Source organism: Bacillus sp. TH30, from assembly GCF_016650875.1.
Lineage (GTDB): Bacteria > Bacillota > Bacilli > Bacillales > Bacillaceae_G > Bacillus_A > Bacillus_A mycoides.
The window spans coordinates 1677857-1702780 of sequence record NZ_JAEKEY010000002.1 but is presented as its reverse complement, the minus strand read 5'-3'; the positions used below and the strand labels follow the sequence as shown (position 1 = coordinate 1702780).

The window sequence follows — 24924 nt, the reverse complement described above, 5'->3', positions numbered from 1 at the left end:
GGTGTTGACACTTTATCAATTGGTCATGTAGAATATTTATGAATGACATTCAGTCATTTTTTCTGTGGAAGGGTGTAGATAAGCAACTTTTATATGTAGTTAGCTTAATAACGGAACAAATATAAGGATAAATGAGGATGATATTGGTTTTTTAAATAGTAGTTAGCGTGAGATTATATTTTTAAATTAAAAATGACTGACGGTCAGTCAGTAAATGATAGAAGGTGAGAGATATGAAAAATAAAGCTTGGTTATATGTCATATTAACATGTATTTTTGAAGTCTTTTGGGTGTTTGGTTTTAATACAGCTCATACTTGGTGGCATTGGGTCATTATTGTAGGAGTTATCGCTGTTGATTTTTACTTCCTATCGAAAGCGTGCGAACATCTTGCAACAGGGACTGTATATGCTGTGTTTGCCGGAGCTGGTACGGTAGGTACTTTCCTAATGGATGTATTCCTTTTCGGCGGCAGTTTCAGTGTAGGAAAACTATTCTTTATCGTGATGGTCGTAGCGGGCGTTATCGGTTTAAAATTGGCTGATAATAAAGAAGAAACCGCGGAAGAAACTATGGAAGGAGCTGCTTAAAAATGGGTTGGTTTTTCGTATTTTGTGCTGCAATTAGTGAAATAGTCGGTGTGATAGGCCTTAAAATGTATAGTAAAGATAAGACGTTAGCAAATGGAGCGATTTATATAGGTGGATTTGCAACTTCCTTCGCATTTTTATACACATCTTTCTTGTTCTTACAAGTAAGTGTAGCTTATGCGGTTTGGATTGGCATTGGAACAGCAGGAGCTGTTTTATTAAATATGTTTCTGTTTGGTGAATCAAAAAGTAAGGCACGTTTGATTAGTGTAGCTCTTATTGTATGTGGAGTTACGGGATTAAAGGCTCTTTCATAAGAAAAGGATATTAAAGTTAAATCTCCTAACGATTTGTTGGGAGATTTTTATTATGAAAAGTGCACGATGATTGACAGTACAGCTAGTTATTTTATAAAATGAGTGACAGTCATTCAATACGCGTGTGAAAGGGTTTAGATGATGAATAAAAAAGAAAAAATTGTCTATGCAGCTATTGAGGTGTTTCAGGAAAAGGGCGTTGAAAAAACGAAGATTTCTGATATCGTAAAATTGGCTGGCATTGCACAAGGAACTTTCTATTTATATTTTCCTTCTAAGTTATCTGTTATGCCTGCAATAGCAGAAGTGATGGTTGAGAAGATGATACTTGCAGTGAAAGAAAAAGTACAGAACGATGCACCTTTTTCAAGTAAAGTTGCGCAAGTAATAGATGCAGTGTTTAACTTTATAGCTGAATATCGTGAAATACAAGCATTAATGTATGCGGGCCTTGCATCTACTGAACATATAAAAGAATGGGAAGCTGTATATGAGCCTCTTTATATGTGGCTAAGTGAATTTTTAAGTGAAGCAAAAGAAGCTGGTGAAATTCGTGATTCGGTTCATGCAGAGAGAACAGCGAAGTTATTTATCGCTCTTGTTGAATCAGCAGCGGAACAAGTTTATTTATATGATCATAAAGATGATGAGCAAGTCGAGCTACAAAAGGCAGAAGTACTAGATTTTTTAACACACGCACTACATATAAAGAAATAGTAAGGTGAACCTGTCTGAAAAGGTAGGTTCATTTCTGCGGGAAACTGAATGATAGTCATTCACCCTGTATCTATGTATGTGTGGAAGGATAGAGTGAAATTCTAATGAGTAGGGGCATCTTCACTCATTATTAGCCCACAAATAGCAGGATAAAGAAAAAGTTTCTTGGGCATTATTTTTGAGAGGAACTTACGGGAAGAGGTGTTAAAAATTGAAGAAACCGATAAAAGAACAAAAGATGGTATTGATCATTCTTTTGAGTAATATATTTATCGCTTTTTTAGGGATTGGATTAATCATTCCGGTTATGCCATCCTTTATGAATGATATGAATTTAACAGGAAAGACGATGGGCTATCTCGTTGCAGTATTTGCAATGGCTCAGCTTATTACTTCACCTATTACGGGTCGTTGGGTCGATCTTTACGGTAGGAAGAAAATGATAATCATTGGATTATTTATTTTTGGTGTTTCAGAGCTTCTTTTTGGATTAGGTACAGATGTGTGGATGCTTTATGCAGCGAGGGTGTTAGGCGGGATTAGTGCCGCGTTTATTATGCCGGGTGTTACGGCATATGTTGCTGATATTACTTCTATTCAAGAACGTCCAAAGGCGATGGGATATCTTTCAGCCGCTATTAGTACCGGATTTATTATAGGACCTGGAATTGGTGGGTTTATTGCAGAATATGGTATACGTGTACCATTCTTTGTCGCAGCCATTATTGCCTTTATAGCATGCGTGATTTCTATATTTATTTTGAAAGAGCCGTTAACGAAAGAAGAACTTGCAGAGATTTCTGCTAATACGAAAGAATCCAGCTTTATCGGAGATTTAAAGAAATCATTAAATCCAATGTATGCAATCGCATTTATTATTGTATTTGTACTCGCATTTGGATTATCAGCATATGAAACTGTTTTTAGTTTGTTTTCTGATCATAAATTTGGTTTTACACCGAAAGATATTGCTGCAATTATTACGATTAGCTCCATCTTTGGGGTAGTTGTGCAAGTATTTATGTTTGGCAAATTGGTTGACATGTTCGGTGAGAAAGTATTAATTCAAATATGTTTAATTGTAGGTGCAGTATTAGCATTCGTCTCAACTGTAGTCTTTAATTATTGGATTGTACTTCTCGTTACTTGCTTTATTTTCCTAGCATTTGATTTACTTCGTCCAGCTTTAACGACGTTTTTATCAAAAGCAGCTGGAAAAGAGCAAGGATTCGTTGCTGGTATGAACTCAACGTATACGAGTTTAGGAAATATCGCAGGACCAGCGATGGGCGGAATATTATTTGATATAAACATTAATTATCCATATGCATTTTCAGGTGTTGTTTTAATCGTTGGTCTCGGCATTACATTTATGTGGAGAGAGAAACAACTAGCTCAAAGTTTTGCGAAGTAATGTAGTGAGTAATGAAAAACCCCTTACCATTGTAAGGGGTTTTTAGAGATAATCGAGAAACGTTCTGATTTAAGTGCATTGTAGAAGAAGAGTTTTCTATTGAACAAAAGTGGGGTTTTACATAATTCACCAAATCAATCAATGAGAGCTTCGGCTCACTTTTTTATTTTCATTCGACAAAATATGACAATATCGCGATGGATTGTTTGCTATGATAAACTCGGAAATCTTACATTTTGACCGAAAATTATCAGAAAAGGCGGATTGAATATGGAAACACTAGCAGTACTGATTTTTCTAGCTGCAATTGTTCTGTTTGTATTATTTATAATTGCTATTTTCAAGAAAAAACCTAAGGCGAAACTTATTATTAGTTCGATTGTATGCCTTGTGTTAGCAATGATATTAATACCATCAAAAGATAAAGAAGAAAAATCAAAAGTGAAAGAAACAACCCAACAAGCTTCTACAGAGGTGAAAGAAGAGCCTAAAAAAGAAGAAGTGAAAAAGGAAGAACCAAAAAAAGAACAACCTAAAAAGAAGGAAGAACCTAAGAAAGAGGAGCCTAAAAAGGAACTTTCTAAAGAAGGGGATTCTTCTAAAGTTAAAATCGCTGTAGGTTCTGTTGAATCAATAGATTCTGTTGGTGGCGAATATTTAAAAGAAAATGCACAAGGCGTGTTTAAAGTAGTTGAAATTTCTATTACAAACAATCAAAAAGATGCAATTACTGTTGACGCTAATAGTTTCAAATTAATGGACAATCAAGACCGCGAATTTACATACTCTACACAAGCTCAGACGGCTTATGATATTGGAAATGGTGGTAAATCTGATTTCTTCTTAAAACAACTTAATCCTGGACTAACTCAAACAGGAAAAATCATCTTTGACGTCCCTGCTGACGCACAAGGCTTAGTATTAAAAGCTCGCGGCGGTATGATGGGTAAAGAAATTAAATTAAAAGTAGAATAAACTTTAAAGGAGCACTAAATTGAAAAGAACAGCTGAATTTGTATTAGGACTTATTGGTGGGATTTTTGGTATTATTTGTGCATTTATCGCTTTACTGATCGGCGGTATGGGGCAGCTTTCGAAGCTGAAGGCGCAAATACGATTATCGGATTGGGATGGGGTGCCGTAGGCCTATCAATCTTAGGAATCGTTGGCTCTGTTATGGTAAGAAACAAAGCAAAAGTTGGCGGTATCATGATGACTGTTGCTGCTATTGGTGGATTTGTTTGTATCTCTATATTTTACTTATTGCCAGGAGTATTATTATTAATTGGCGGATTAATGGGTATCTTCCGTAAAGATAAAGCTGCTGTATCTGCTTAAAAGGAACAAACTGAATCTCCTAGTGGAACTCTGATGACATTTAACCAAAATGCAAACATATTATTCCAAGAATACAAGGAATATAAAGGGAATATAGATGTGGCCGTATCTGAGGATGTAAAAAATGAGGTCGAAAAAATTAAAGAAAAGAATAAAAAGTAAATACAACAAAATATAGATTTGACAAACTCCCTTTAGATATCTAAAGGGAGTTTGTCAGGTTTATACATTAATACAAGACCATTAATTGCTATTAATCTATTTTTTGCGTGTCATAAACATTATAATAAACCAAAATAAAATAACTAATCCTGCAATAATAATTGCTATTGGAGTGTTTAAACTCAATAAATAATCAACACCAAAATAGAAAACTATACAGATTAGAATAGCTAATACTATAACAAACTTGTCATGCATTAAACTTCTTACCTTCTACCGCTGGACTAGCAGAAGTTGCAATAGTACCTGATAAAATAGTTGCTGCTACAGCAAATGCTGTACCTTTAAAAATCTTTTTCTTCATAATAAATTCCTCCTACGACATAACGCTTTGTTTTATTTTTCTATTTCTATTTCTATTTATTTACCCTACAACCAAATATTGAAATTAATGGGGTTAAAATACAAATATAGTTGTCTGTACATTTTTTTGATGTAATTAACTTGTGAAAAATGGAAACTTCATGAAGTGTGCGATTGGGGATTATAGTTTTTTTATCCTTTTATTGGAATCATAAATTAACTTGGAATTTATATAAAAAACTTAAACCAAGTCAGAAGAAAGCCCCCTTAGCGTGTCTTTTCTTTATACATTAAAAAGCCCACCTATTTCCGTAGGTGGGCTTTATCTTTATTACACAATACCAAAGTATACTCTCATTTCCTCATAAACTTTATGAAATTATACATATTTACAAAAACTACACTTTACAAACTTAATCCAAATCGCTTTAATTCAATAAAAATCCCTTCTAATTGCTTTCCTTTATCCGTTAATGTGTATTCTACACGAGGCGGAACTTCTGGATATACTTTTCTCGTTATAATCCCTTGTGCTTCTAATTCTTTTAGTCGAAGCGATAATGTTTTCGGGCTAATCCCGTCCATTGATTTTTGTAAATCACTAAATCGTAACGTTCCTTCGATAAGAAGGTCTCGAATAATTAAAAATGTCCATTTTGTACTAATTACGTCAAGCGTTTTAGCGATAGGACAAGGTATACCAGGTAAACCTTTCGTTAATACAACTGGATCTATATTGCTCATGGAAATAGCCTCCATAAAAATTTTTTGAATGAATTTGCCTTATCGTATCACAAAACTATCTTTTTGGTAACTATATGAAAAAAATATCACTACTTCCATAAAGGAAGTTAATGCATATACAATAGCAATACGAAATACAAAGGGTTTGTATGAAGAGGAGGTGATTTCCATGGGTATGAAAAAGTTGTTTATGTTTCTTAGTTTTTTTGTCATTTGTATTGTGCTTGTAGCATGTAGTGGTGAGCAAAAAACTGAAATTCAGTTATTAAAAGAAATGCCGAAGCCAAAAGCAATGACAATTGATTCTTCATTAAGTAAAAAGGAAGCGACAGAAATGGTTCATGCAGCCCAGCGTTTTTATGCATTTTGGGATACAGGTAAAGAGGAGCTTATTCCGCAGACGGTTACTGAAAATTTTTTCGATAACACACTGCCGAAAGGTCGACCACAAGGCACTGAAGGATTAAAGCTTGCGGCGCAAAACTTTCGTAAAGTAGTTCCTGATATACATTGCGAGATTGAAGATTTATTAGTCGTTGGTGATAAAGTAACAGCTCGTCTTTCTTTTACAGGAACTCATAATGATAAGAAAATCAATTTTTTTGCAATTGATATTTTGCATGTGAAGGATGGCAAGATAACGGAAGATTGGCATTTAGAAGATAATCTTACGCTGAAACAACAACTTGGGTTAATAGCTGAGGAATAAAATAAGGGAGAGAAAAGTGATGAAAAATATATTTATTATAAATGGACATGAAAAATACGGTACGAAAGAAGGTCGATTAAATAGAACGTTAGTTGATTATATGATAACTGTATTAAGTGAGAATCATTATGTGAAAACAACGACGATTCAAGATGGATATAGTATGAAAGAAGAACAAGATAAATTTCTATGGGCTGATGTTGTAATTTATCAAACACCTATTTACTGGTTTAGTGTACCGGGATTATTTAAAACATATATGGATGAAGTGTATGAATACGGTTTGTTCTTTAAAGGTGCAGATGAATATGGAACAGGTGGTTTATTAAAAGAGAAGCAGTATATGTTTTCTACAACTTGGAATGCACCTGAAAAAGCATTCGGAGATAAGACGAAGTTCTTTGAAGGAGAAAGTTTAGAATCAGCACTTAGTCATTTACATCGTGTGCAGAAGTTTCTTGGTATGAGTCCGTTAAAGAGTTTTGCTTGTTATGATGTGGTGAAAAATCCTACTGTTGAGAAGTATTTAGAGAACTTGAAGAACCATTTAGAAGAAGTCATTCAATAATTACAGTCATAATATGTAGGCTTATTCATTTATACAATTGGATTTACAATACTCGGAGTGAGCTATAGTTTATGGATCTTATTAATCGCAGGGCTTTTCTAAACTGTAGGAGAGATGATGTATGTGCCAGTATGTCAATCTATTCTGGCACATATGGTACCAAATGAAGTAAGAGGTTCATTTATTGCATCTTGGGGCATGAGCAGTATTTTATTATTTATGAAGGCGATAGGGAAAGAGAGGTATCAGAATGAAGGAAATGTTTCTCAGATTGGATGAAACTATATAAAAGCGAACCAGTTATACTGGGACTCGCTTTTTATATAATTTTTAAAACGGATCAACTTCAGCTAAATCAGGATTGGCGTTAGGGTTTGTTAATAAGGTTTTCAGCTCACCTACTTCTGAGAGAGCGACGAGGATATAACCACTAATAAGGACGATGAGTCCGATGACTCGTAATGTTTGTAATTTAATGTCACGGCTATTTTCTTCTGAGTTGTTTTGGGGCGTTGCAGGCGGATTGTTGTTCATAATAGAGCTCCTATCTTTTTTATTTATATGTGCGAAATCATTATTAACGTATGGATAGGAATTGTATAGTCATTTTCACTATATGAGAAATGCCTATGAAAAGTGATTATAAATTTTAGGACGAGAAAAGAGGCTGTCTCAAAAAATCATTAAAGATGAAGAAATGTTTCATATGGTGTTAATTTTGTTTTTTACAAATAAAAAGGTTAACCAAAGTAGTTATTTAGCTACTTTGGTTAACCTATAATAACTATCCTAATATACGCAATGATTCTTCAATAAACACTGGGATGTCCTCTGGTTGTCTACTTGTTACTAGCTGATTTTGGCATACAACCACTTCTTTATCATGAAAATTTCCACCGGCATTTTTCAAATCGACCGCAATGGATTTATATCCAGTCACATCGCGTCCTTCAAGTGCTTGTGCAGTGATGAGTAATTGGGGGCCGTGACAAATAGCAAAAACAGGTTTTTTCGCATCCATAAATGCTTTGCTAAAGCGAACAAAACGTTCATCTGCACGAAGTATATCTGGGGAAAATCCGCCTGGTATAAAGAGGGCATCAAAGTTCTCTGGAGAAACATCATCAATACTTTTATCAATTACGACTTCACTTTTTCCTTGTTTACCGTGTACCGTTTTACCTTTTTCCATTTCAATAGTTGTTAATTCGTATCCCTTTTGATTAAAAGCTTCTACTGGCTCTGTGTATTCTGTGTCCTCGAAATAATCCGTTATTAAAATAGCAATTTTTTTACTCATTGCAATCAGCTCCTTATATTATATAATCGGTTCCAGAATCGTCCTTGAGCAACGCCTTTTATAAAGTGAAACTTTAATTCATATTTTTTCATTCCCTCCAGTTCCTTTGCCCTGTTAATTTAATAACTACCCTTTTTATTAGGACGTAAACATGTATTATCGTTTTTGTATGTAAAAATCATAAAATATCGGTTGTTTCAATGATTCTTGTTTGAGGAAGAAAAATAAAAAAGCCAAGGAGATAATTTATTTTCTCCTTGGCTTTTAAGATAATTCTTTTCGTTAAAACGAAGAAACGCGTTGCTTCGTTTTTGGTACAATAATAAATTTGATCCAGATTAACCCGATAATCATAATGATAAGACTATGTGAAAATTGCCCTGTAGCAATGAGTATAATACTTGAAAATACAATGAGTTGAATGCTTAGCAATATAAAGATTAAGCGGAGAAATTGATTCATTCGTTTTTCAGTATCAATTGGATATAATGCTACAATAATATTTCCCGAAAAATATTTCCACAGAGAACGAAGCTGCATAGAAATCATATATAGGACGATATAAGCGAAAGCACCTTTTACATATATATTCGGAATAAAATATAGAGCGAAAGCACCGATCAACCCTAAGCGAATATATATACCGAAATAATCATTACCGCGTAAAAATGCTAGTGTATGTAAATAGAAGAAAGTAGCTCGTTTTTTATGTAATAAAGGTTCAATCCAATTTGTAAGCCATTTTCTTTTATTTACTTGCTTATTCAGTTGCGGAACATCGGTGAAAATGCTAGCAAATTGATAGAAACGAACGTCCATTTTTTCTTCTTGTTCGATTATGTAATCCCACGGTATTCGTTTTGTAGGTTGTTTCTTCGTGTATAGAAGCAGGAAAGCAAGAAGTAAGAGTAGTCCGCCTAACACGATCACATTTGCAGTATAAAACAGCATGTAAATGATCAGGGCGTTACAAGCAATGCGAATGATAAACCATATGCTTTTTTCATAACTATCACGCCACATCCAATGTATGTATATGTTCCAGCCCTTTAGAATCATTAAAATTATAAAGATTGTACATAAGAAAGGTACGGTTAGTTGTAATGATTGCATGGCAAGCGGTACGATAACAAGGAACGTAAATATAAGCGGGAAAAGCTGAATGATGTAATTATATAGAAGAGATTTTTTAAAATAAGATGTTAATTTCTCTTCTAATGCAAGTAAATAGACAGCGTCCGGTTTTTGAATAAATGTGCGAACTTGGCATCTCGTTATAATGAGTGTAAGTACGATCGTGATGAGTAATAAAGATATTCCTTTAGAAGGATCCGTTTTAAGAAACTTAGCGTAATAATATGCACCTACACATGAGACGAAGATGAAGCTATATAGTAAACCGTTAATCATACGTGCAAAGTATGTGATGGCATTTTGAATATGTTGTTGAAAGCGAGAGCTCCATAGTGATTCGATTGACGTGTTTTTCACCTCTTTTTTCTATTATATATGTTTTATAAAGTAAAAAACGAGCAAATTGCGTTACGCAACTTGCTCGTTTTTCTTTTCTTTATTTTTTTTCTGATCACGATTCATTAATGGATAGAAGGCAAAGCCAATCCCGAATAAACCAATTCCGAGAAGAAATGTTTTTATATCGGATGCGCCGGTTTTAATAACCCATAGTGCATAGCAAAGTGCGATAACTGCAACTACACCATCCATAATTCTTGAACCCATTTCATTCTTATATGTTTCACCAGTTGCGACTAGTTTTAACTGGAAGATTGGTGAAACGAGATATGGAATGAGGTAGGCCAGTGTTGATACGGTAATAACGAATGTATAAGCTTCCGCAATTGTACCTGATAATGTTGAGAATAAGAACACTTGCGACATAATGTTTGTTAATCGTAGTGAATGAATTGGACTTCCTTTTTTATTCGTTTTTGCGAAGAAGGAAGGGAAGAAACCTTCTTTTGCTGCTTGATAAGGTACTTCTGAGCTTAATAAAATCCAGCCTAATATTGAACCGAATAGGGAAGTAAGAGCAAGTAATGCCATAAGTTTCCCGCCGCCATGACCCATTGCAGCGTTTAATGCATCTGCTAATGGACGTTCAGAAGCTTGTAATTTATCAACGTGAAGTACACCCATTGTTAAAATTGTAATTCCTAAGTAAATTGCAACTGTGATAAGTAATCCTGCAACAGTTGCGCGTTTTACCGTTTTTGGAGAGGTAGCTCGGTTTGATAAAAGAACGGCTGATTCAATCCCGATAAATGCCCAAAGTGTTGTAAGAGCAGCTAAGTTTACTTGTGAAAGTAGACCGTGTGATACGCCTTCTTTATCGATCATTGGTGTGTACCATTGTCCAAATTTTGAAGCTTCGAACGCAAATAACGTAACGACGATGAATAGAAGGAATCCAGTCACTTTCGTTGTTGTTGCTAAGAAGTTTAGCTTCCCAGCTCCGCTTACACCGTTTGTTAAAATTAAATGTGTTCCCCAAAGTAAGATGGAACAAATAGTAAATGTAATTAGTTTTCCAACTTCTATATTGAAAGAGCCAATTGAAAATAGTAGTCGTGTATCTTTCATAATTGGGAAGAAGAGCGATAAATATCCCGCGAAAGATGTAATAATGGCAACGTTACTTGCCCAGTTTGCAACCCAATATCCCCATACCATGCTGAAACCAGCCATTTTCTTTCTTTTTGGTGTTGAGAATAAAGCATATGCATGACTTTGTGGTCCTGTCGTTAAATCAGGACGACGAATTGCTAAATTACCGAAAACAAGAGCTAGCATTAAAACACCAAACCCTGTTGTTAACCAAGCTAAAGTGACACCGAGTGGGCTAGCTGTTTGTGCCAACGTACTTGGTACCATGAAAATACCAGCGCCAACCATGTTACCGACAACGAAAGCTGTTAGTACCCAAAAGCCCCATTTTTTTTGTTGCATAGAAAATACCTCCAAAGTTAGTATAACCAAGTCAAGCGAGGAGATATGTATGTCTTCCTGATAAGGAAGAGAAGGTCCAAACAAAACAAAAAAAGCACGTAATTTGCCGTTACATGCTTTCTATCTTATAAGAAACCCACGACATACCTCTCGATAGCTCTCCACAAACGAAACGTTTGTGACAGTTCTGCACTTATTAAATGCAGACCCAGCAAGCGTGTATGGTGGACACGACTTACTTCGGCAATCATTCCTTTCTCATTTCTTCATCAATGCCACTACATCTCCTGAAATGATACTCTTAATGACTGCAACCTCTACCTCACCGAGATACGAATGAGGATTTATGTATTAAATTAACATGTTTAAGAGTAACAAATGTATTTTTATACGTCAATGGATATAGTAATAATCAGATTATAGAGAAGAATTCGTTATTAGGTCCCGGAGGGTTTTAACTAAAAAGCAGCTGACCTAAATATTAAATCAGCTGCTACATATAAGATTAAACTAAGTTTAATACAGTTACTTTTTGACGAGTCATAGACTCAAGGCTCTTACGAATACCTTGTGCGCCCATACCTGAACCTTTTACACCGATGAATGGGAAGTGGTCAGGGCCGCGCTCTGTGCGTCCGTTAATTTGAACAGAACCAGTGTCGATTTTGTTAGCAATTGCAAATGCTTTGTTAATATCTTTTGTGAAGACACTTGCTTGCAGACCGAACTCTGATTTGTTAGCAATTTCAATCGCTTGTTCGTCAGAAGAAACACGGATGATTGGAAGGATTGGGCCAAATGGCTCTTCCCAAGCAACTTTCATTTCTTCTGTTACGTTGTCGATTAATGTTGGATAAATTAGGTTGCGCTCACGTTTGTTACCGATAACGATTGTTGCACCTTTTTCAGCAGCATCGTCAATTAAACCTTGAACGAAGTCAGCAGATTTGTCGTCGATTAATGGAACGATTGTGCTGTTTTGTTCTGGAGATCCAACTGATAGTTCAGCTACTTGCTCTTTTAATAAACCAGCTAGTTCGTCTGCTACATTTTCATGTACAAGTACACGCTTAATAGCTGTACAACGTTGACCTGAGTAAGAGAATGCACCGCTTACGATATGCTTTGCAGCTTCTTGTAAGTCTGCATCTTCACAAACGATACCAGGATCTTTACCACCAAGTTCTAATACAAGTGGAATCATCGCAGCTTTTTTCGCTAAATGTTTACCTGTATTTGTACCACCTGTGAACGATACCATATTTACGCCAGGATGTTCTACTAAGTAGTCACCAATTACAGAACCGCGTCCTGTAGCTACGTTTACAAGACCTTTTGGTAGGCCTGCTTTATGAAGTGCTTCAACCATTTTAACACCGCTAATTGCACCTTGAGTTGCTGGTTTGAAGATAACAGCGTTACCCATAATAAGTGCTGGTGCAAGTTTTGCAGCAGATAAGTTTACTGGGTAGTTAAATGGTGCAATTGCTAATACAACACCAAGTGGTGCGCGCTGAATAATCGCAAGTTTAGATTTAGATCCACCAGGGAAGCTATCACCCATCATGCTTTCACCGTGCATGTGAAGTGCTTCGTCAACTGTGTAACGAATTAAGTCAGCTGTACGAACGACTTCTTTTTGCGCATCTTTATAGCCTTTACCGACTTCTTTCATAATGATATCGGCAATTTCATCTTGCATATTTACGAGCTCATCAGCCCATTTATATAAATATTTTGCGCGATCTTGTAGAGAAGCTTCAGCCCATGATTTTTGAGCTTCTTTTGCAGATGCAATTGCTTCATCTACTTCTCCTTGAGTAATTGCTTGTACTTGCCCAATTACTTCGTGTAAGTATGGAGATGGAATGTCGATTGTTTGACCTGAAGAGCTTTCTCTCCATTCTCCGTTTAAATAAAATTTGTACGTATTGCTAGTTGTCATGATTAGTCCTCCTAAAATAGCAACTTGTAAGAGTGAGTATAAGGTGATTGTAGGTGGTTTGATAATATTTTTCAAATGAAATGTTTGTGAAAACGATTTCTTACTATTTTTTTGTTTTGTATGCCCTTTCTTACAGAAGATTCTCTTATTTCAAACTGAATTATAAGTAGAATGCATCACTTTTATTTTTTGTGATAAAAGATTATTTTATTCTAAAGCGAAAAAAATAATTGACAGAATACTCAATAAAGTTGTAAGATTATAAATGGAAAATAAATGAAGGGGGTGTGCGTAATGATTGTAATCGTAAATGTAATGGGGTTAGCTCTGTTAAATGGCGGAAAACATTCATATCATTACGCAACCCGTGCGGATATATAGGACCTTTTTGTCTTATGAGAAGCGTACGTTGCGTATATCGTAACGTACGCTTTTATGCATTCTATTGCATATCGTCAAGCGGCGGTATGCTTTTTTTTGTTTGTTTTCCTTGTTACTATAAAAAATTAGAATTTGGAAGGTGGAAAAATGTGATGAAATTGTATGGCTTACGAAATGTAAATGTGATGGGTTTGGATAGCGGGTAAAGAAATGTGAATCAAACGGGAACGAGAAAGGGGAGGTTATATTGTTTTCAGTATTACTAAAGTTAAGCTGGTTTTTTAGAGAGCATTGGAAAAGGTATAGTATCGCAATTGGGGTACTTTTAATTGTAAACGTGATAGAGGTAATTCCACCGAAAGTGTTAGGAATTACAATTGATAATATTAAAACGGGAGCCTTAACGAATGAGGCGATTATGCAATATATTTTTATTTTACTTGGGGTAACGATTGGTGGGTATGTGCTTACTTTCATTTGGCAGCACCAACTATTTGGCGGTGCGTTCGTACTTGAGAAAACGATGCGTTCAAAATTTATGGGGCATTTACTTAAGATGACACCGACGTTTTATCAAAAAAATCGTACTGGCGATTTAATGGCGAGAGCGACAAATGATTTAAAAGCAATCTCCATGACAGCTGGTTTTGGTATATTAACGCTCGTTGATTCTAGTCTATATATGCTTACAATCGTTTGTATGATGGGCTTTTCAATTAGTTGGCAGTTAACATTTGCTGCGCTTATACCGCTTCCGATTATGGCGTATGCGATGAATAGATACGGAAAGAAGTTGCATGAAAGATTTACAGTCGCGCAAGATGCGTTCGGGGATATGAACGATAAAGTACTTGAATCAATTGCGGGTGTACGCGTTATTCGTGCGTATGTACAGGAGAACGCTGATCAAGAAAGGTTTCATCATTTAGGAGATGACGTATACGAGAAAAATATGAGAGTAGCAAGAATCGATGCATTATTCCAGCCAACTGTAAAAATGCTCGTCGGTCTTAGCTATTTAATTGGTTTAGTGTACGGTGCATATCTCGTATTCCAATCAAAGGTGACACTTGGTGAGCTCGTTTCTTTTAACGTCTATTTAGGGATGATGATTTGGCCGATGTTTGCAATTGGTGAATTGATTAATGTTATGCAAAGAGGAAATGCGTCGCTCGACCGTGTAAATGAAACGTTAGCTTATGAACCGGATGTAAAGAATCCGAAAGATCCAAAGGTTGTACAAGAGCCAGATTACATTCAGTTTGATAACGTTACTTTTTCATATCCTTCATCAAATGAAACGAATTTGAAAAATGTTTCGTTCTCTTTAAAACAAGGAGAGACACTTGGAGTTGTTGGGAAGACAGGAAGCGGGAAAACGACGCTCGTTCGTCAGCTTCTTCGTCAATATCCACTTGGAGAAGGGGATATTGCAGTTTCTGATGTGAAGCTAGATAAAATTCCGAATGATAACGTACTTGGCTGGATTGGGTATGTACCTCAGGAACACATTTTATTCTCAAAAACAGCGAAGGAAAATATTTTATTTGGAAATAGAGAAGCGACTGAAGAAGAGCTTGAAAAAGCGATTGAAATAGCTGCGTTTAAAAAAGATTTAGAGTTTTTACCGGAAGGTTTAGAAACGCTTGTTGGGGAGAAAGGTGTTTCTTTATCAGGTGGGCAAAAGCAAAGGATTTCAATTGCAAGGGCTGTTATTCAAAATCCGGAAATTTTAATTTTGGACGATTCTTTATCAGCTGTTGATGCTCGTACGGAAGCAGCAATTATTGAAAATATACGAACAGAAAGAAGCGGGAAGACGACGATTATAACAACGCATCGTTTGTCAGCAGTGCAGCATGCTGATTGGATTCTCGTTATGGATAACGGTGAGGTTATTGAAGAAGGTTCGCATGAAGCGCTCGTTCGAAATGGGGGCTGGTATGCAGAGCAGTTCGAAAGACAACAAGGTGAAAGTGAAAGTACGGATAGTGGGGTGAAAATATGAGTGTTTCAAAACGATTGTTTCAATACGCGATGAAAGTAAAAGGGCCGATTTTTGCAGCGATGGCGATGCTATTTGTTTTCGTTATTGCAGAACTCGCGGGTCCTTTCGTCGCAAAAACGATGATCGATGAGCATATCGTTGGAATAGAGAGACCCTGGTATGAAACAGAAAAGAGTGAGGATGCTGTTTCATATAATGGCGCCTTTTATAAGCGAAGTGATCGCTTTGAACAAGGTGAGCAAAAAGGGAAAGAAGTCCGAGTGATTCAAGTTGGTTTTCAGTACTATTTTGTACCGAATAAAATAACGCTTGAAGGAACTCGTTCTGTTAAGGGTGATGTGCTTACAGTACAAAGTGGTAAGGCAGTGCAAGTGTATAAATCGAAAGCCTTAACGAAAGAAGAAGTATTTGCGTTTTATAAACCAGAAATAAATAGGTTATTACTACTTGGCGGTGGATATTTCGCTTTATTAGTAGTCGTATCATTATTTGCATACGGAAAGCAGTTCTTCTTACAGAAGGCGGCAAACAAAATTATTCAAATTATGAGGGAAGACGTCTTTTCCCATATTCAAACGTTGCCAATTCGTTATTTTGACCATTTACCAGCAGGGAAAATTGTATCGCGTGTAACGAATGATACAGAAGCGATTCGTGATTTATATGTAACAGTGCTTGCGACATTCGTCTCTAGTATCATCTATATTATCGGGATTTTCGCTGCGCTATTTTTACTTGATGTAAAACTGGCGGCACTATGCTTACTCATCATCCCAATTTTAATTGTTTGGGCGATTATGTATAGAAAGTATGCGTCTGTATACAATCATAAAATGCGTTCGCGTTTATCGGATATTAACGGAACAGTGAATGAATCAATTCAAGGGATGCCAATTATTCAAGCATTTCGTCAAGAACATGAAACGAAGAAGGAATTTGAAGAGTTAAATGGTGATTATTTTAAATATCAAAATAAAATTTTAAATTTAAATGCAGCAACTTCGCATAACTTAGTGTCTGTATTAAGAAACATCGCTTTTACAGGTGTAATTTGGTATTTCGGTGGTGCTTCATTAAGTGCTTCTGGCCTCCTTTCTCTAGGGATACTGTATGCTTTCGTCGATTATTTAACGAGATTGTTCTCGCCAATTACGAACATGGTGAACCAACTGGCTAACTTAGAGCAATCGCGTGTTGCATCAGAGCGCGTCTTTGAATTGCTAGAGGAAAAGGGAGAGGCAGTAGAAGAAGAACGTATGCCTCGCTTAACCGGAAATGTGAAATTCGATAATGTTTCGTTTTCTTACAATGGAAAAGATGAAGTATTAAAAAATATTTCTTTTGAAGCGAAACAAGGGGAGACAGTGGCACTTGTCGGTCATACTGGATCAGGAAAAAGTTCCATTATGAATGTGCTCTTTCAGTTTTATGAATTTCAAAAAGGGAAGCTTACGATTGATGGTCACGATGTAACAGAGATGCCGAAACAAGCAACACGTGAACATATGGGAATTGTATTGCAAGATCCGTTTTTATTTAGCGGGACAGTGGCATCCAATGTAAGCTTAGAAAATGAAAAAATTTCAAAAGATCGCATCGTAAAGGCGTTACGTGATGTTGGTGCGGAAAGGTTTGCGAACAATATAGATGAAAAAATTACGGAGAAAGGAAGTACACTTTCAACCGGAGAACGTCAGCTTATATCGTTTGCTAGGGCACTTGCTTTTGATCCTGCTATTTTAATTTTAGATGAAGCGACTTCCAGTATTGATACAGAAACAGAAGCGATGATTCAACAAGCGCTAGAAGTTGTGAAGAAAGGACGAACGACGTTTATTATCGCTCATCGTCTTTCAACAATTAAGAGCGCTGATCAAATTATTGTGCTTGATAGAGGAACGATTTTGGAAAAAGGTTCCCATGATGAATTAATGAAAAAGCGCGGGCGTTATTACGATATGTATAAAACGCAAATGGAAGGAAACCAGAGTGCTTAATTTTTAGAAGAACTTGCGATTTTCGCAAGTTCTTTTTTGATCGGATTGTCCGCTTAGAAGTTAATATATTTCACCGGCTGAAAAACTTATAAATAAGTAGGTATTGTTTTACCTTTTTCTTTATAAATGCTATATTAAAAAATGTTACTTATTTTTTGTATGTAGCGCTATTTTTCCATTTTGTTTGATTATGAAGAAAAAGGTTAAACTAAATAAGAACATTTTCATTGAAAAATTGTTCGAAATTGCATACAATCAATATAGTTTTTAAATTCCTATCAGAATACTTGGAGGACTACTATCATGAAAAAATTATTTTCAGTGCTTGCAGTAACTACATTAGCGATTGGGATTGTAGCGGGCTGCGGTAAAGAAGAGAAAAAAGATACAGCTAATCAAGATGCATTACAGAAGATAAAACAAAGCGGTGAGCTTGTAATTGGTACAGAAGGTACATATCCACCATTTACGTTCCACGATACAAACGATAAATTAACTGGGTTTGACGTTGAATTAGCAGAAGAAGTTGCAAAACGTTTAGGTGTAAAGCCTGTATTTAAAGAAACACAATGGGATAGCTTACTTGCAGGAATAGATGCAAAACGTTTCGACATGGTTGCGAACGAAGTTGGTATTCGTGAAGATCGCCAAAAGAAATATGACTTCTCTAGTCCATATATTTCTTCTTCAGCAGCATTAGTTATTGCGAAAGATAAAGATAAACCTGCTACATTTGCTGACGTAAAAGGATTAAAAGCAGCACAATCTTTAACAAGTAACTACGCAGATATTGCTAAGAAAAATGGTGCGGAAATCACAGGTGTAGAAGGATTTAGCCAAGCAGCAGAATTATTAAGTTCTGGCCGCGTTGATTTCACAATCAATGATAAATTATCAGTGTTAAACTATTTAGAAACGAAAAAAGATGCAAAAATTAAAATTGTAGATACAGAAAAAGAAGCGTCACAAAGTGGATTCTTATTCCGTAAAGGTAGCGACAAACTTGTACAAGAAGTAAATAAAGCGTTAGAAGATATGAAAAAAGATGGTACGTACGATAAAATAACGAAAAAATGGTTCGGTGAAAATGTATCTAAGTAGCGCATTGATGTCAGATCGATTGTCTACTTGGATAGATATTATGCAGACTTCCTTCGCGCCTATGCTGAAGGAAGCTGTCTTTACGACAATTCCGTTAACGCTTATTACATTTATTATCGGTATTATACTTGCGACGTTAACAGCGCTCGCACGTATTTCAGGTAGTCGTATTTTACAATGGATTGCTCGTATCTATGTATCTATCATTCGCGGAACGCCACTTCTTGTACAGTTATTTATTATTTTCTATGGTCTTCCAACTCTTAATATTGAAGTTGAGCCATATACAGCAGCAGTTATTGGATTTTCATTAAATGTAGGTGCGTATGCATCTGAAATTATTCGTGCTTCTATCCTTTCAATCCCGAAAGGACAGTGGGAAGCAGCTTACACAATTGGGATGACATACCCGCAAGCGTTAAAACGTGTTATTTTACCACAAGCAACACGCGTATCAATTCCGCCGCTTTCGAATACATTTATTAGTTTAGTGAAGGATACGTCATTAGCGTCGTTAATTTTAGTAACAGAAATGTTCCGAAAAGCGCAGGAAATTGCGGCAATGAACTATGAGTTTTTAATTGTTTATTTTGAAGCAGGTCTAATTTATTGGGTAATTTGCTTCTTATTATCTATCGTGCAACAAATATTAGAAAAACGTTCAGAACGTTATACTCTAAAATAACCCTTTCATAAAAGGAGTTTTTGTTTTTATGATTTCAATTCAACATTTACAAAAAAGTTTCGGAGATAATACCGTATTAAAACATATAGACTTATCAGTTGAGAAGGGCGAAGTGGTTGTTATTATCGGGCCATCTGGATCTGGTAAAACGACATTCTTACGTTGTCTCAACGTGTTAGAAACGCCGAACGCTGGTAACATTCGCATCGGCAATAAAGAGCTCGATTTCTCTCAAAAAGTATCGAAGAAAGATATTGTAAATCTTCGTACGCAAACAGGTATGGTATTCCAACACCATAATCTATTTCCTCATTTAACAGCAATTCACAATGTAATGGAAGGGCTCGTTACAGTGAAAAAGATGGGGAAAGAAGAAGCGAAGAAAAAAGCAAACTATTTCCTTGAAAAAGTTGGTCTTGCGGATAAAGTAGACTTATATCCGTTCCAATTATCAGGTGGACAACAACAGCGCGTTGGAATCGCTCGTGCGCTTGCGATGGAGCCGGAAGTTTTACTATTTGATGAGCCAACGTCAGCACTTGATCCTGAGCTAGTTCAAGAAGTTTTAAAGGTTATGAAAGAACTTGCTAAAGAAGGAATGACGATGGTCATTGTAACGCATGAAATGCGCTTTGCTCATCAAATTGCGAACCGTGTTATTTTCATGGATGGCGGTGTCGTTGTCGAACAAGGTACACCGGAAGATGTATTTACAAATCCAAAAGAAGAACGAACGAAGAAGTTTTTACAAATGTTGCAGTAAATTAAGGAAGGTCTCAGGGCATATGCCCTGAGACCTTTTTGCCATATATATTTATTTTTGGAATCCGCCAAGGCTTTGCTCAGCCATTGCAACTAAACGTTTTGTAATTTCTCCACCAACAGAACCGTTAGCGCGAGCCGTAGAATCTGCTCCTAATTGTACACCAAATTCTTGAGCGATTTCGTACTTCATTTGATCGATTGCTGCTGTTGCACCTGGTACTACTAATTGATTGTAAGAACTTTGGTTTGCCATAGGAATATATCCTCCTTAGAGTTATAAAAATTTTTTTGGTTGGACTAGCTGGATTTGAACCAGATTATCGCCCCGTTTGGCGCTAATCCATCGGTAATTAAGTTTGTACTCATAGTATGGATGTTACCTAGAAAGATATACAAAAAAATAATTTGTAAATTTTGTAAAAAATATTTCATCATTTCGTAAATTATGAAATAAGAGTAATCGTTGTATTTTTAAGAAAGAAGGCTAAACTAAGAGCGAAATCATATGCGTTTTTTTCTTTGTATAACCAGCTTGGCTTACTTAACTTATGATTTGTTAAAGTGAGACAAATTCCAGTTTAGTAAAATGAAAATTAAATCGGGAGCAACTACATAGTTCTGTTTTAACCCAGGATGGGGCAGAAAAAGGAACTGACCGCGTCTATGCACGGCTAGATGCTCTCTTCAATCTAAAAAAAGGGCTTTTTAATTGTTTTTAAACGATAACGTATGGAGGAATCATGATGGGAATTTGCCCGCTTTGCAACGCGCTAGAATCACAAACATATTCTTGTCAAAATTGCCAAGGTATACTCCAAGATTATGGGAAAACTGTAGATTACATAGACGATTACAGTGCATATATGGATCAAGAATTATTAAGTGCAGTAGACGGTTTAACACATAATAATTCACAGGAGTATTGCAATCATGTTTTTTATTGCGGAGTATGTAATGTGGAAACAGAAGTTGTAGTGAAGCTCGTTTAAATAAAAAACTTCCACCTTATGAAGGAGGTGGAAGTTTTTGTTTTTGTATTTGTGAGTTAATCATAGGGGAAGGGATGTTTTCGGTATGTGACGAAGGACCTGATTTTATTTGTGACATTTTTTCTTTCGTGTCGCGCAAAGAGTGTTCAGTTAAATAGATGGCATATTCATAAAATAATTGGCGCGTAAGTTCACTTTGTTCTTTTAACTTTTCATCTTGGAATACAGTTCGCCCCGGTTTAGAATTTGCTTCAAATAGCCACGGGTTTTCCGTGGTGTCTAAACCAATGTCAAAACCAATTTCTCCAATGTTCCCGGTTACTTGCCCATCAAGTGCATAACTGATTTGTAAGGCTGTTTGTTTTAGTTTATTTTCAATTTGAACTTGCTTTGTTGAATCAGGAAATAGTTCCTGAAGTAATTTCGTATCACCGCCGCTATTTACATGAGTTGTTAAGCTACCTTTGCCGGCGATTTTTGCGACGATTGCACTGACTACCCAATTACCAAAATGGTTTTTATTTGTATGAATGCGAAAATCGACGGGTTGCCCTTCGAATCGGAGCAGTGAGATACCTTGTTGTACGATAAACTTTTTTAAATCATGTCCTTTTAACACATGGTTAAGAAGGGCTTCTAATGATTGATACTTTCTTAGTTTGTTTTGTTCATTTTCACGATAACGACAATAGTAGCAATTATCAGTTTGAGAATAGAGTATTTGATGAATATTTCTTCCGAAGCTACCGTGTATTGGTTTCATATAAATGTACTTATACGTACCGAGAAGTCGTTCTACTTGTTCAAAATGTTGAAATACTTCTGTATTTGGTAAGAATGGTTTAATTGAATCTTCTTTCATTAAAAGTTGATGCACTTCCCATTTATTGAAAAATCCCGGATTAAACCACGGAATCGCATAGTCGCTTTCTAAACGTTTTTTTGCTCTTACGATAGGTTTGTAATTTTCTGCTTGCCGATTTGGTAATCGGTCGTAAATGACATTTGGTAAAGGGACTTTGTTTTTTACCCATTTTCCTTCTTGAAAGAAGTACCCTTCAATTGTTTCCTCTTCCCAGTTTATATGTTGAATGCCAAAGACAAATACAAATGGCTGCAATGTGAATGGTGGTGTTAATAACTCACTGAGAGAGATGGAACGACTTCCTAAAGGAGAATTAGAATCATCGTTAAAGCCAGTTGTGAAAATCCCGATTAATGGGCCGAAAACAATGGTTTGATTGTGTAAGAAGGCATGGATTGTTGCTGAATGCGGTAGTAAAAGATCGGCTGCAATCTGTTCGCCAATAATAATTTCTCGCGTGAATGAATAATGAATTTTAATATTCTCACATGTAATATAACGTAAGCCAAAGAAAAAGGATGTAATTGGTGGTGTAATAGAAAAAACGTAAGGTAAAGTAATACTATTTGGATGCTCATCTGAAATACTTAATGTATATATGTGCTCTTTCAACGGGGATTTCCTCCTTTCGTTATGGTGTAAATCGGCTAAACTTTAATGGACCATGAAAAATTTGTTCAGCCAGTTCGTCGTTGTACCTAGTATAAACATCGTAAGATGGCATCGTATTGACGTACATAAGCCAAATGGCACCTTTTTGATCCATAATGGTAGAAAGCTCTAGTTCAAATAATGAAGAATAGGACTGATCGAGTGTTTTAAACACTTCATTTACAACATCATGTAAAGCATCTTTTAATAATTGAACGCCAGTTGGAGAAAGTAAATATTTAATTTTAGAAAATGGATGTAACATAGAACGTTCTGTTGCTGAAAGTAAAAATTGTGCTGGGAATGAAGATTTTTGTATAAATTGACCGAGCACTTTCCAATTCTGTTCTTTATTTTTTTGCATAATGGTTCGAATATGAATCGGATATGATAGTTGATTTGGAGGTTGTAACATTGGATGAATCATATAACGGAATGAGTGTATGTTCGATTTGCACCATGATATAAATTTATCTGTTCGTTTGAATTGAATAGAAGTATGATGTTGTTCATTTATTGTATCGATATGAAATGTTTTATTTTTGTAAGTGGCCCGATATAAATTTTCATTGGAGTGTATATTGATTGGTCTTATAATAATATCTCTTGTTTCTAGTAGTAATTTAAAAATTCCTTGTACTGTTCCTTTTATTATTTTTGGTACGTAAGGGGAAAGACGTTTATTAGTAAGAAAAAGATTGTGTAAATCGCTTGGGTTAATAAGTGTGTTGTTTAAAAAGGTAGTGGAAGAACGTTTGTGTAATGAATGAATAATCGCATTTGCTTGTTGGAATTCCTCATCCTCTTTGAAATGACAACGATCATATATATATGAAGGAATGGGAAAGGTTTGATCTATCCAATTTCCTGTATCTGTATCGTAAATAAGACCAGAAACAAGATCTGTCTTTGAATCAATGCTAAACGGTGTGAATTGGGCAACGACGTTATGATAAAGACGAGCTCGCTTAGCGATTTCGGTGTAATACGTTTGCTCGTGATGGAGCCCGGAAGTTAAAAGACCAAGAACCAACGAAATCACTCCTTTAGTAATAAGATGTTTGCATTATAGGCGAAGCTATATATTGCAAATACGTTTTTATACCATTATACTTTTGTCCGTATGATGATATGCTATAGTTTTGGAGAAGTGAAAGGTTGATTGTGATGAATATATGGTTAAATATGTTAATAACGACAGGGCTCGGGGCAATTATTGGAGGATACACAAATCATTTAGCGATAAAAATGTTATTTCGTCCTCATCGTCCGATTTATATTGGGAAGTTTCAGGTTCCATTTACGCCAGGATTAATTCCGAAGCGCCGCGATGAGCTTGCTGTTCAATTAGGTAAAATGGTTGTAGACCATTTGTTAACACCAGAAGGAATCGGAAAAAAACTAACAAATAAAGAGTTTCAAACCAGTTTAATTCGCTGGACACAAGTGGAAGTTGATAAAGTAATTACAAATGAACAGTCGTTACGGGATATGTTAGAAAAATGGAATTTAGAACATGTAGAAGAAGAGGCGATCGGGAAAATCGAACATGTTATTACAGAAAAAATTCATGCATTTTTAGCAGAGTACTATACATATACATGGGAACAGGCGTTACCTCATTCTGTTCATGAAAAAGTAGAGAATGCGATTCCGAATGTAGCATCTTTTATTTTAAAAAGAGGAATTAGCTTTTTGGAAAGTGAAGAAGGAAAGGAACGCCTTTCAAAAATGATTGATGACTTTTTCGCTTCCAGGGGAACGCTGCTTAACTTAGTTGGTATGTTTTTAGGGAATGTAAGTTTAGTTGATCGCGTGCAGCCGGAAGTCATTAAGTTTTTAGGACAAGATGGAACAGAGCGTCTGTTAACTGATGTACTGCAAAAAGAGTGGGAAAAGTTAAAAGGAAGAGACGTAAAAGAATTAGAAACGTTCGTAGAGAAAGAAATGATTGTGAACTCCATATTGTCAGCGGTTAAAGTAGAGGAAACAGTGAGTAGATTTTTAAATCAGTCTGTTCAGCAAGTATGTGAGCCAGTTCGAGAAACAATCGTTGAAAAAGTGGTCCCTAGCGTAGTAGAGAAAGGCTTGAAGTGGGGGACAGAAAATGTGGGAAGTATATTGGGAAATCTACAGCTTGCGGAAATTGTCCAGCAGGAAGTATCTACATTTTCAACAGAGAGACTAGAAGATCTCGTATTGTCCATTACAAAAAATGAGTTAAAAATGATTACATATTTAGGGGCGTTATTAGGGGGGACAATTGGATTTATTCAAGGCTTGTTACTCTTGTTCCTTAAGTAATAAAGATGGGTGTATAGAAATAAAAGTGAAATTTCTTCCCATCT

Annotated in this window: 23 protein-coding genes, 2 pseudogenes and 1 riboswitch; of the genes and pseudogenes, 16 read left to right on the top strand and 9 right to left on the bottom strand. The window is 35.9% G+C overall.

Features of this window, described 5'->3' with window-relative positions:
• Positions 1-233 precede the first annotated feature (233 nt).
• From JFU20_RS10940 to JFU20_RS10915, 6 genes and pseudogenes are all read left to right on the top strand, one after another.
• The gene (locus JFU20_RS10940; RefSeq protein WP_002010813.1) at positions 234-590 is read left to right on the top strand and encodes a DMT family transporter; all 357 of its coding nucleotides are present in this window, start codon (positions 234-236) and stop codon (positions 588-590) included.
• Positions 591-592: 2 nt separating this feature from the next.
• Positions 593-907, top strand: coding sequence for a DMT family transporter (locus tag JFU20_RS10935; protein WP_000539672.1), 315 nt, complete (start codon positions 593-595; stop codon positions 905-907).
• Positions 908-1045: 138 nt separating this feature from the next.
• Positions 1046-1624, top strand: a complete 579-nt coding sequence (locus tag JFU20_RS10930; protein WP_002010815.1) for a TetR/AcrR family transcriptional regulator — start codon at positions 1046-1048, stop codon at positions 1622-1624.
• 211 nt (positions 1625-1835) lie between these two features.
• Positions 1836-3038, top strand: coding sequence for an MFS transporter (locus JFU20_RS10925; protein WP_002166322.1), 1203 nt, complete (start codon positions 1836-1838; stop codon positions 3036-3038).
• Positions 3039-3308: 270 nt separating this feature from the next.
• Positions 3309-4013 (top strand): DUF4352 domain-containing protein, encoded by a 705-nt coding sequence (locus JFU20_RS10920; RefSeq protein ID WP_002166321.1) that lies wholly within the window; start codon positions 3309-3311, stop codon positions 4011-4013.
• Between the two features lie 19 nt (positions 4014-4032).
• Positions 4033-4376: pseudogene (locus JFU20_RS10915) on the top strand (DUF4064 domain-containing protein).
• A gap of 930 nt (positions 4377-5306) precedes the next feature.
• On the opposite strand, the gene JFU20_RS10910 reads toward JFU20_RS10915, so the two are convergent.
• On the bottom strand, positions 5307-5645 hold the full coding sequence (locus JFU20_RS10910) for a winged helix-turn-helix transcriptional regulator (RefSeq protein WP_002166316.1): 339 nt from the start codon (positions 5643-5645) through the stop codon (positions 5307-5309).
• A gap of 169 nt (positions 5646-5814) precedes the next feature.
• On the opposite strand from JFU20_RS10910, the gene JFU20_RS10905 reads away from it, so the two are divergent.
• From JFU20_RS10905 to JFU20_RS10895, 3 genes and pseudogenes are all read left to right on the top strand, one after another.
• Positions 5815-6354, top strand: a complete 540-nt coding sequence (locus tag JFU20_RS10905) for an ester cyclase (RefSeq protein WP_002166315.1) — start codon at positions 5815-5817, stop codon at positions 6352-6354.
• 19 nt (positions 6355-6373) lie between these two features.
• Positions 6374-6922: an NAD(P)H-dependent oxidoreductase gene (locus JFU20_RS10900; protein WP_002125484.1), complete on the top strand. Its 549-nt coding sequence runs from the start codon at positions 6374-6376 to the stop codon at positions 6920-6922.
• A gap of 12 nt (positions 6923-6934) precedes the next feature.
• A pseudogene (locus JFU20_RS10895) lies at positions 6935-7201 on the top strand (MDR family MFS transporter); the annotation flags it as partial.
• Positions 7202-7252: 51 nt separating this feature from the next.
• On the opposite strand, the gene JFU20_RS10890 reads toward JFU20_RS10895, so the two are convergent.
• The 5 genes from JFU20_RS10890 to gapN all read right to left on the bottom strand — a co-directional run bounded on the left by JFU20_RS10890 (position 7253) and on the right by gapN (position 13134).
• Entirely contained in the window at positions 7253-7456 is a 204-nt protein-coding gene (locus JFU20_RS10890; RefSeq protein ID WP_002010828.1) for a hypothetical protein, read from the bottom strand.
• Positions 7457-7706: 250 nt separating this feature from the next.
• Positions 7707-8222 carry a type 1 glutamine amidotransferase domain-containing protein gene (locus JFU20_RS10885; protein WP_002010829.1) on the bottom strand — a complete coding sequence of 172 codons (516 nt, stop codon included), beginning with the start codon at positions 8220-8222 and terminating at the stop codon, positions 7707-7709.
• Positions 8223-8504: 282 nt separating this feature from the next.
• Complete coding sequence (locus tag JFU20_RS10880) at positions 8505-9713, bottom strand: ABC transporter permease (protein WP_201038623.1); 1209 nt, start codon at positions 9711-9713, stop codon at positions 8505-8507.
• Positions 9714-9764: 51 nt separating this feature from the next.
• Positions 9765-11189, bottom strand: coding sequence for an amino acid permease (locus JFU20_RS10875; protein ID WP_002010833.1), 1425 nt, complete (start codon positions 11187-11189; stop codon positions 9765-9767).
• A 146-nt stretch (positions 11190-11335) separates the two neighbouring features.
• Positions 11336-11517, bottom strand: a riboswitch (Lysine riboswitch).
• Positions 11518-11694: 177 nt separating this feature from the next.
• Positions 11695-13134: an NADP-dependent glyceraldehyde-3-phosphate dehydrogenase gene (gene gapN / locus JFU20_RS10870; RefSeq protein ID WP_002010835.1), complete on the bottom strand. Its 1440-nt coding sequence runs from the start codon at positions 13132-13134 to the stop codon at positions 11695-11697.
• Positions 13135-13762: 628 nt separating this feature from the next.
• Between gapN and JFU20_RS10865 the strand changes: the two genes are divergently transcribed.
• The 5 genes from JFU20_RS10865 to JFU20_RS10845 all read left to right on the top strand — a co-directional run bounded on the left by JFU20_RS10865 (position 13763) and on the right by JFU20_RS10845 (position 20069).
• On the top strand, positions 13763-15523 hold the full coding sequence (locus JFU20_RS10865; RefSeq protein ID WP_002010836.1) for an ABC transporter ATP-binding protein: 1761 nt from the start codon (positions 13763-13765) through the stop codon (positions 15521-15523).
• Positions 15520-17520: an ABC transporter ATP-binding protein gene (locus tag JFU20_RS10860; RefSeq protein WP_002140515.1), complete on the top strand. Its 2001-nt coding sequence runs from the start codon at positions 15520-15522 to the stop codon at positions 17518-17520. The genes JFU20_RS10865 and JFU20_RS10860 overlap by 4 nt, the downstream gene beginning before the upstream one ends.
• Positions 17521-17823: 303 nt before the next feature.
• Positions 17824-18621, top strand: coding sequence for an amino acid ABC transporter substrate-binding protein (locus tag JFU20_RS10855; protein ID WP_002030008.1), 798 nt, complete (start codon positions 17824-17826; stop codon positions 18619-18621).
• On the top strand, positions 18608-19306 hold the full coding sequence (locus tag JFU20_RS10850) for an amino acid ABC transporter permease (RefSeq protein ID WP_033706449.1): 699 nt from the start codon (positions 18608-18610) through the stop codon (positions 19304-19306). Before JFU20_RS10855 ends, JFU20_RS10850 begins: the two co-directional genes overlap by 14 nt.
• Positions 19307-19334: 28 nt before the next feature.
• Complete coding sequence (locus tag JFU20_RS10845) at positions 19335-20069, top strand: amino acid ABC transporter ATP-binding protein (RefSeq protein ID WP_002010843.1); 735 nt, start codon at positions 19335-19337, stop codon at positions 20067-20069.
• A gap of 51 nt (positions 20070-20120) precedes the next feature.
• On the opposite strand, the gene sasP is transcribed toward JFU20_RS10845, so the two are convergent.
• On the bottom strand, positions 20121-20324 hold the full coding sequence (gene sasP / locus JFU20_RS10840; RefSeq protein WP_000013349.1) for a small acid-soluble spore protein, SasP family: 204 nt from the start codon (positions 20322-20324) through the stop codon (positions 20121-20123).
• Positions 20325-20814: 490 nt separating this feature from the next.
• Between sasP and JFU20_RS10835 the strand changes: the two genes are divergently transcribed.
• Positions 20815-21060 carry a hypothetical protein gene (locus JFU20_RS10835; RefSeq protein ID WP_002087367.1) on the top strand — a complete coding sequence of 82 codons (246 nt, stop codon included), beginning with the start codon at positions 20815-20817 and terminating at the stop codon, positions 21058-21060.
• A gap of 16 nt (positions 21061-21076) precedes the next feature.
• Here the strand turns inward: JFU20_RS10835 and JFU20_RS10830 are convergent, their stop codons facing one another.
• Together JFU20_RS10830 and JFU20_RS10825 are read right to left on the bottom strand one after the other, a co-directional pair.
• Entirely contained in the window at positions 21077-22537 is a 1461-nt protein-coding gene (locus JFU20_RS10830; protein WP_002010847.1) for a YheC/YheD family endospore coat-associated protein, read from the bottom strand.
• Positions 22538-22556: 19 nt separating this feature from the next.
• Positions 22557-23609 (bottom strand): YheC/YheD family protein, encoded by a 1053-nt coding sequence (locus JFU20_RS10825; protein ID WP_201038622.1) that lies wholly within the window; start codon positions 23607-23609, stop codon positions 22557-22559.
• A 125-nt stretch (positions 23610-23734) separates the two neighbouring features.
• On the opposite strand from JFU20_RS10825, the gene JFU20_RS10820 reads away from it, so the two are divergent.
• Positions 23735-24880 carry a DUF445 domain-containing protein gene (locus JFU20_RS10820; protein WP_201038621.1) on the top strand — a complete coding sequence of 382 codons (1146 nt, stop codon included), beginning with the start codon at positions 23735-23737 and terminating at the stop codon, positions 24878-24880.
• Positions 24881-24924: the final 44 nt, after the last annotated feature.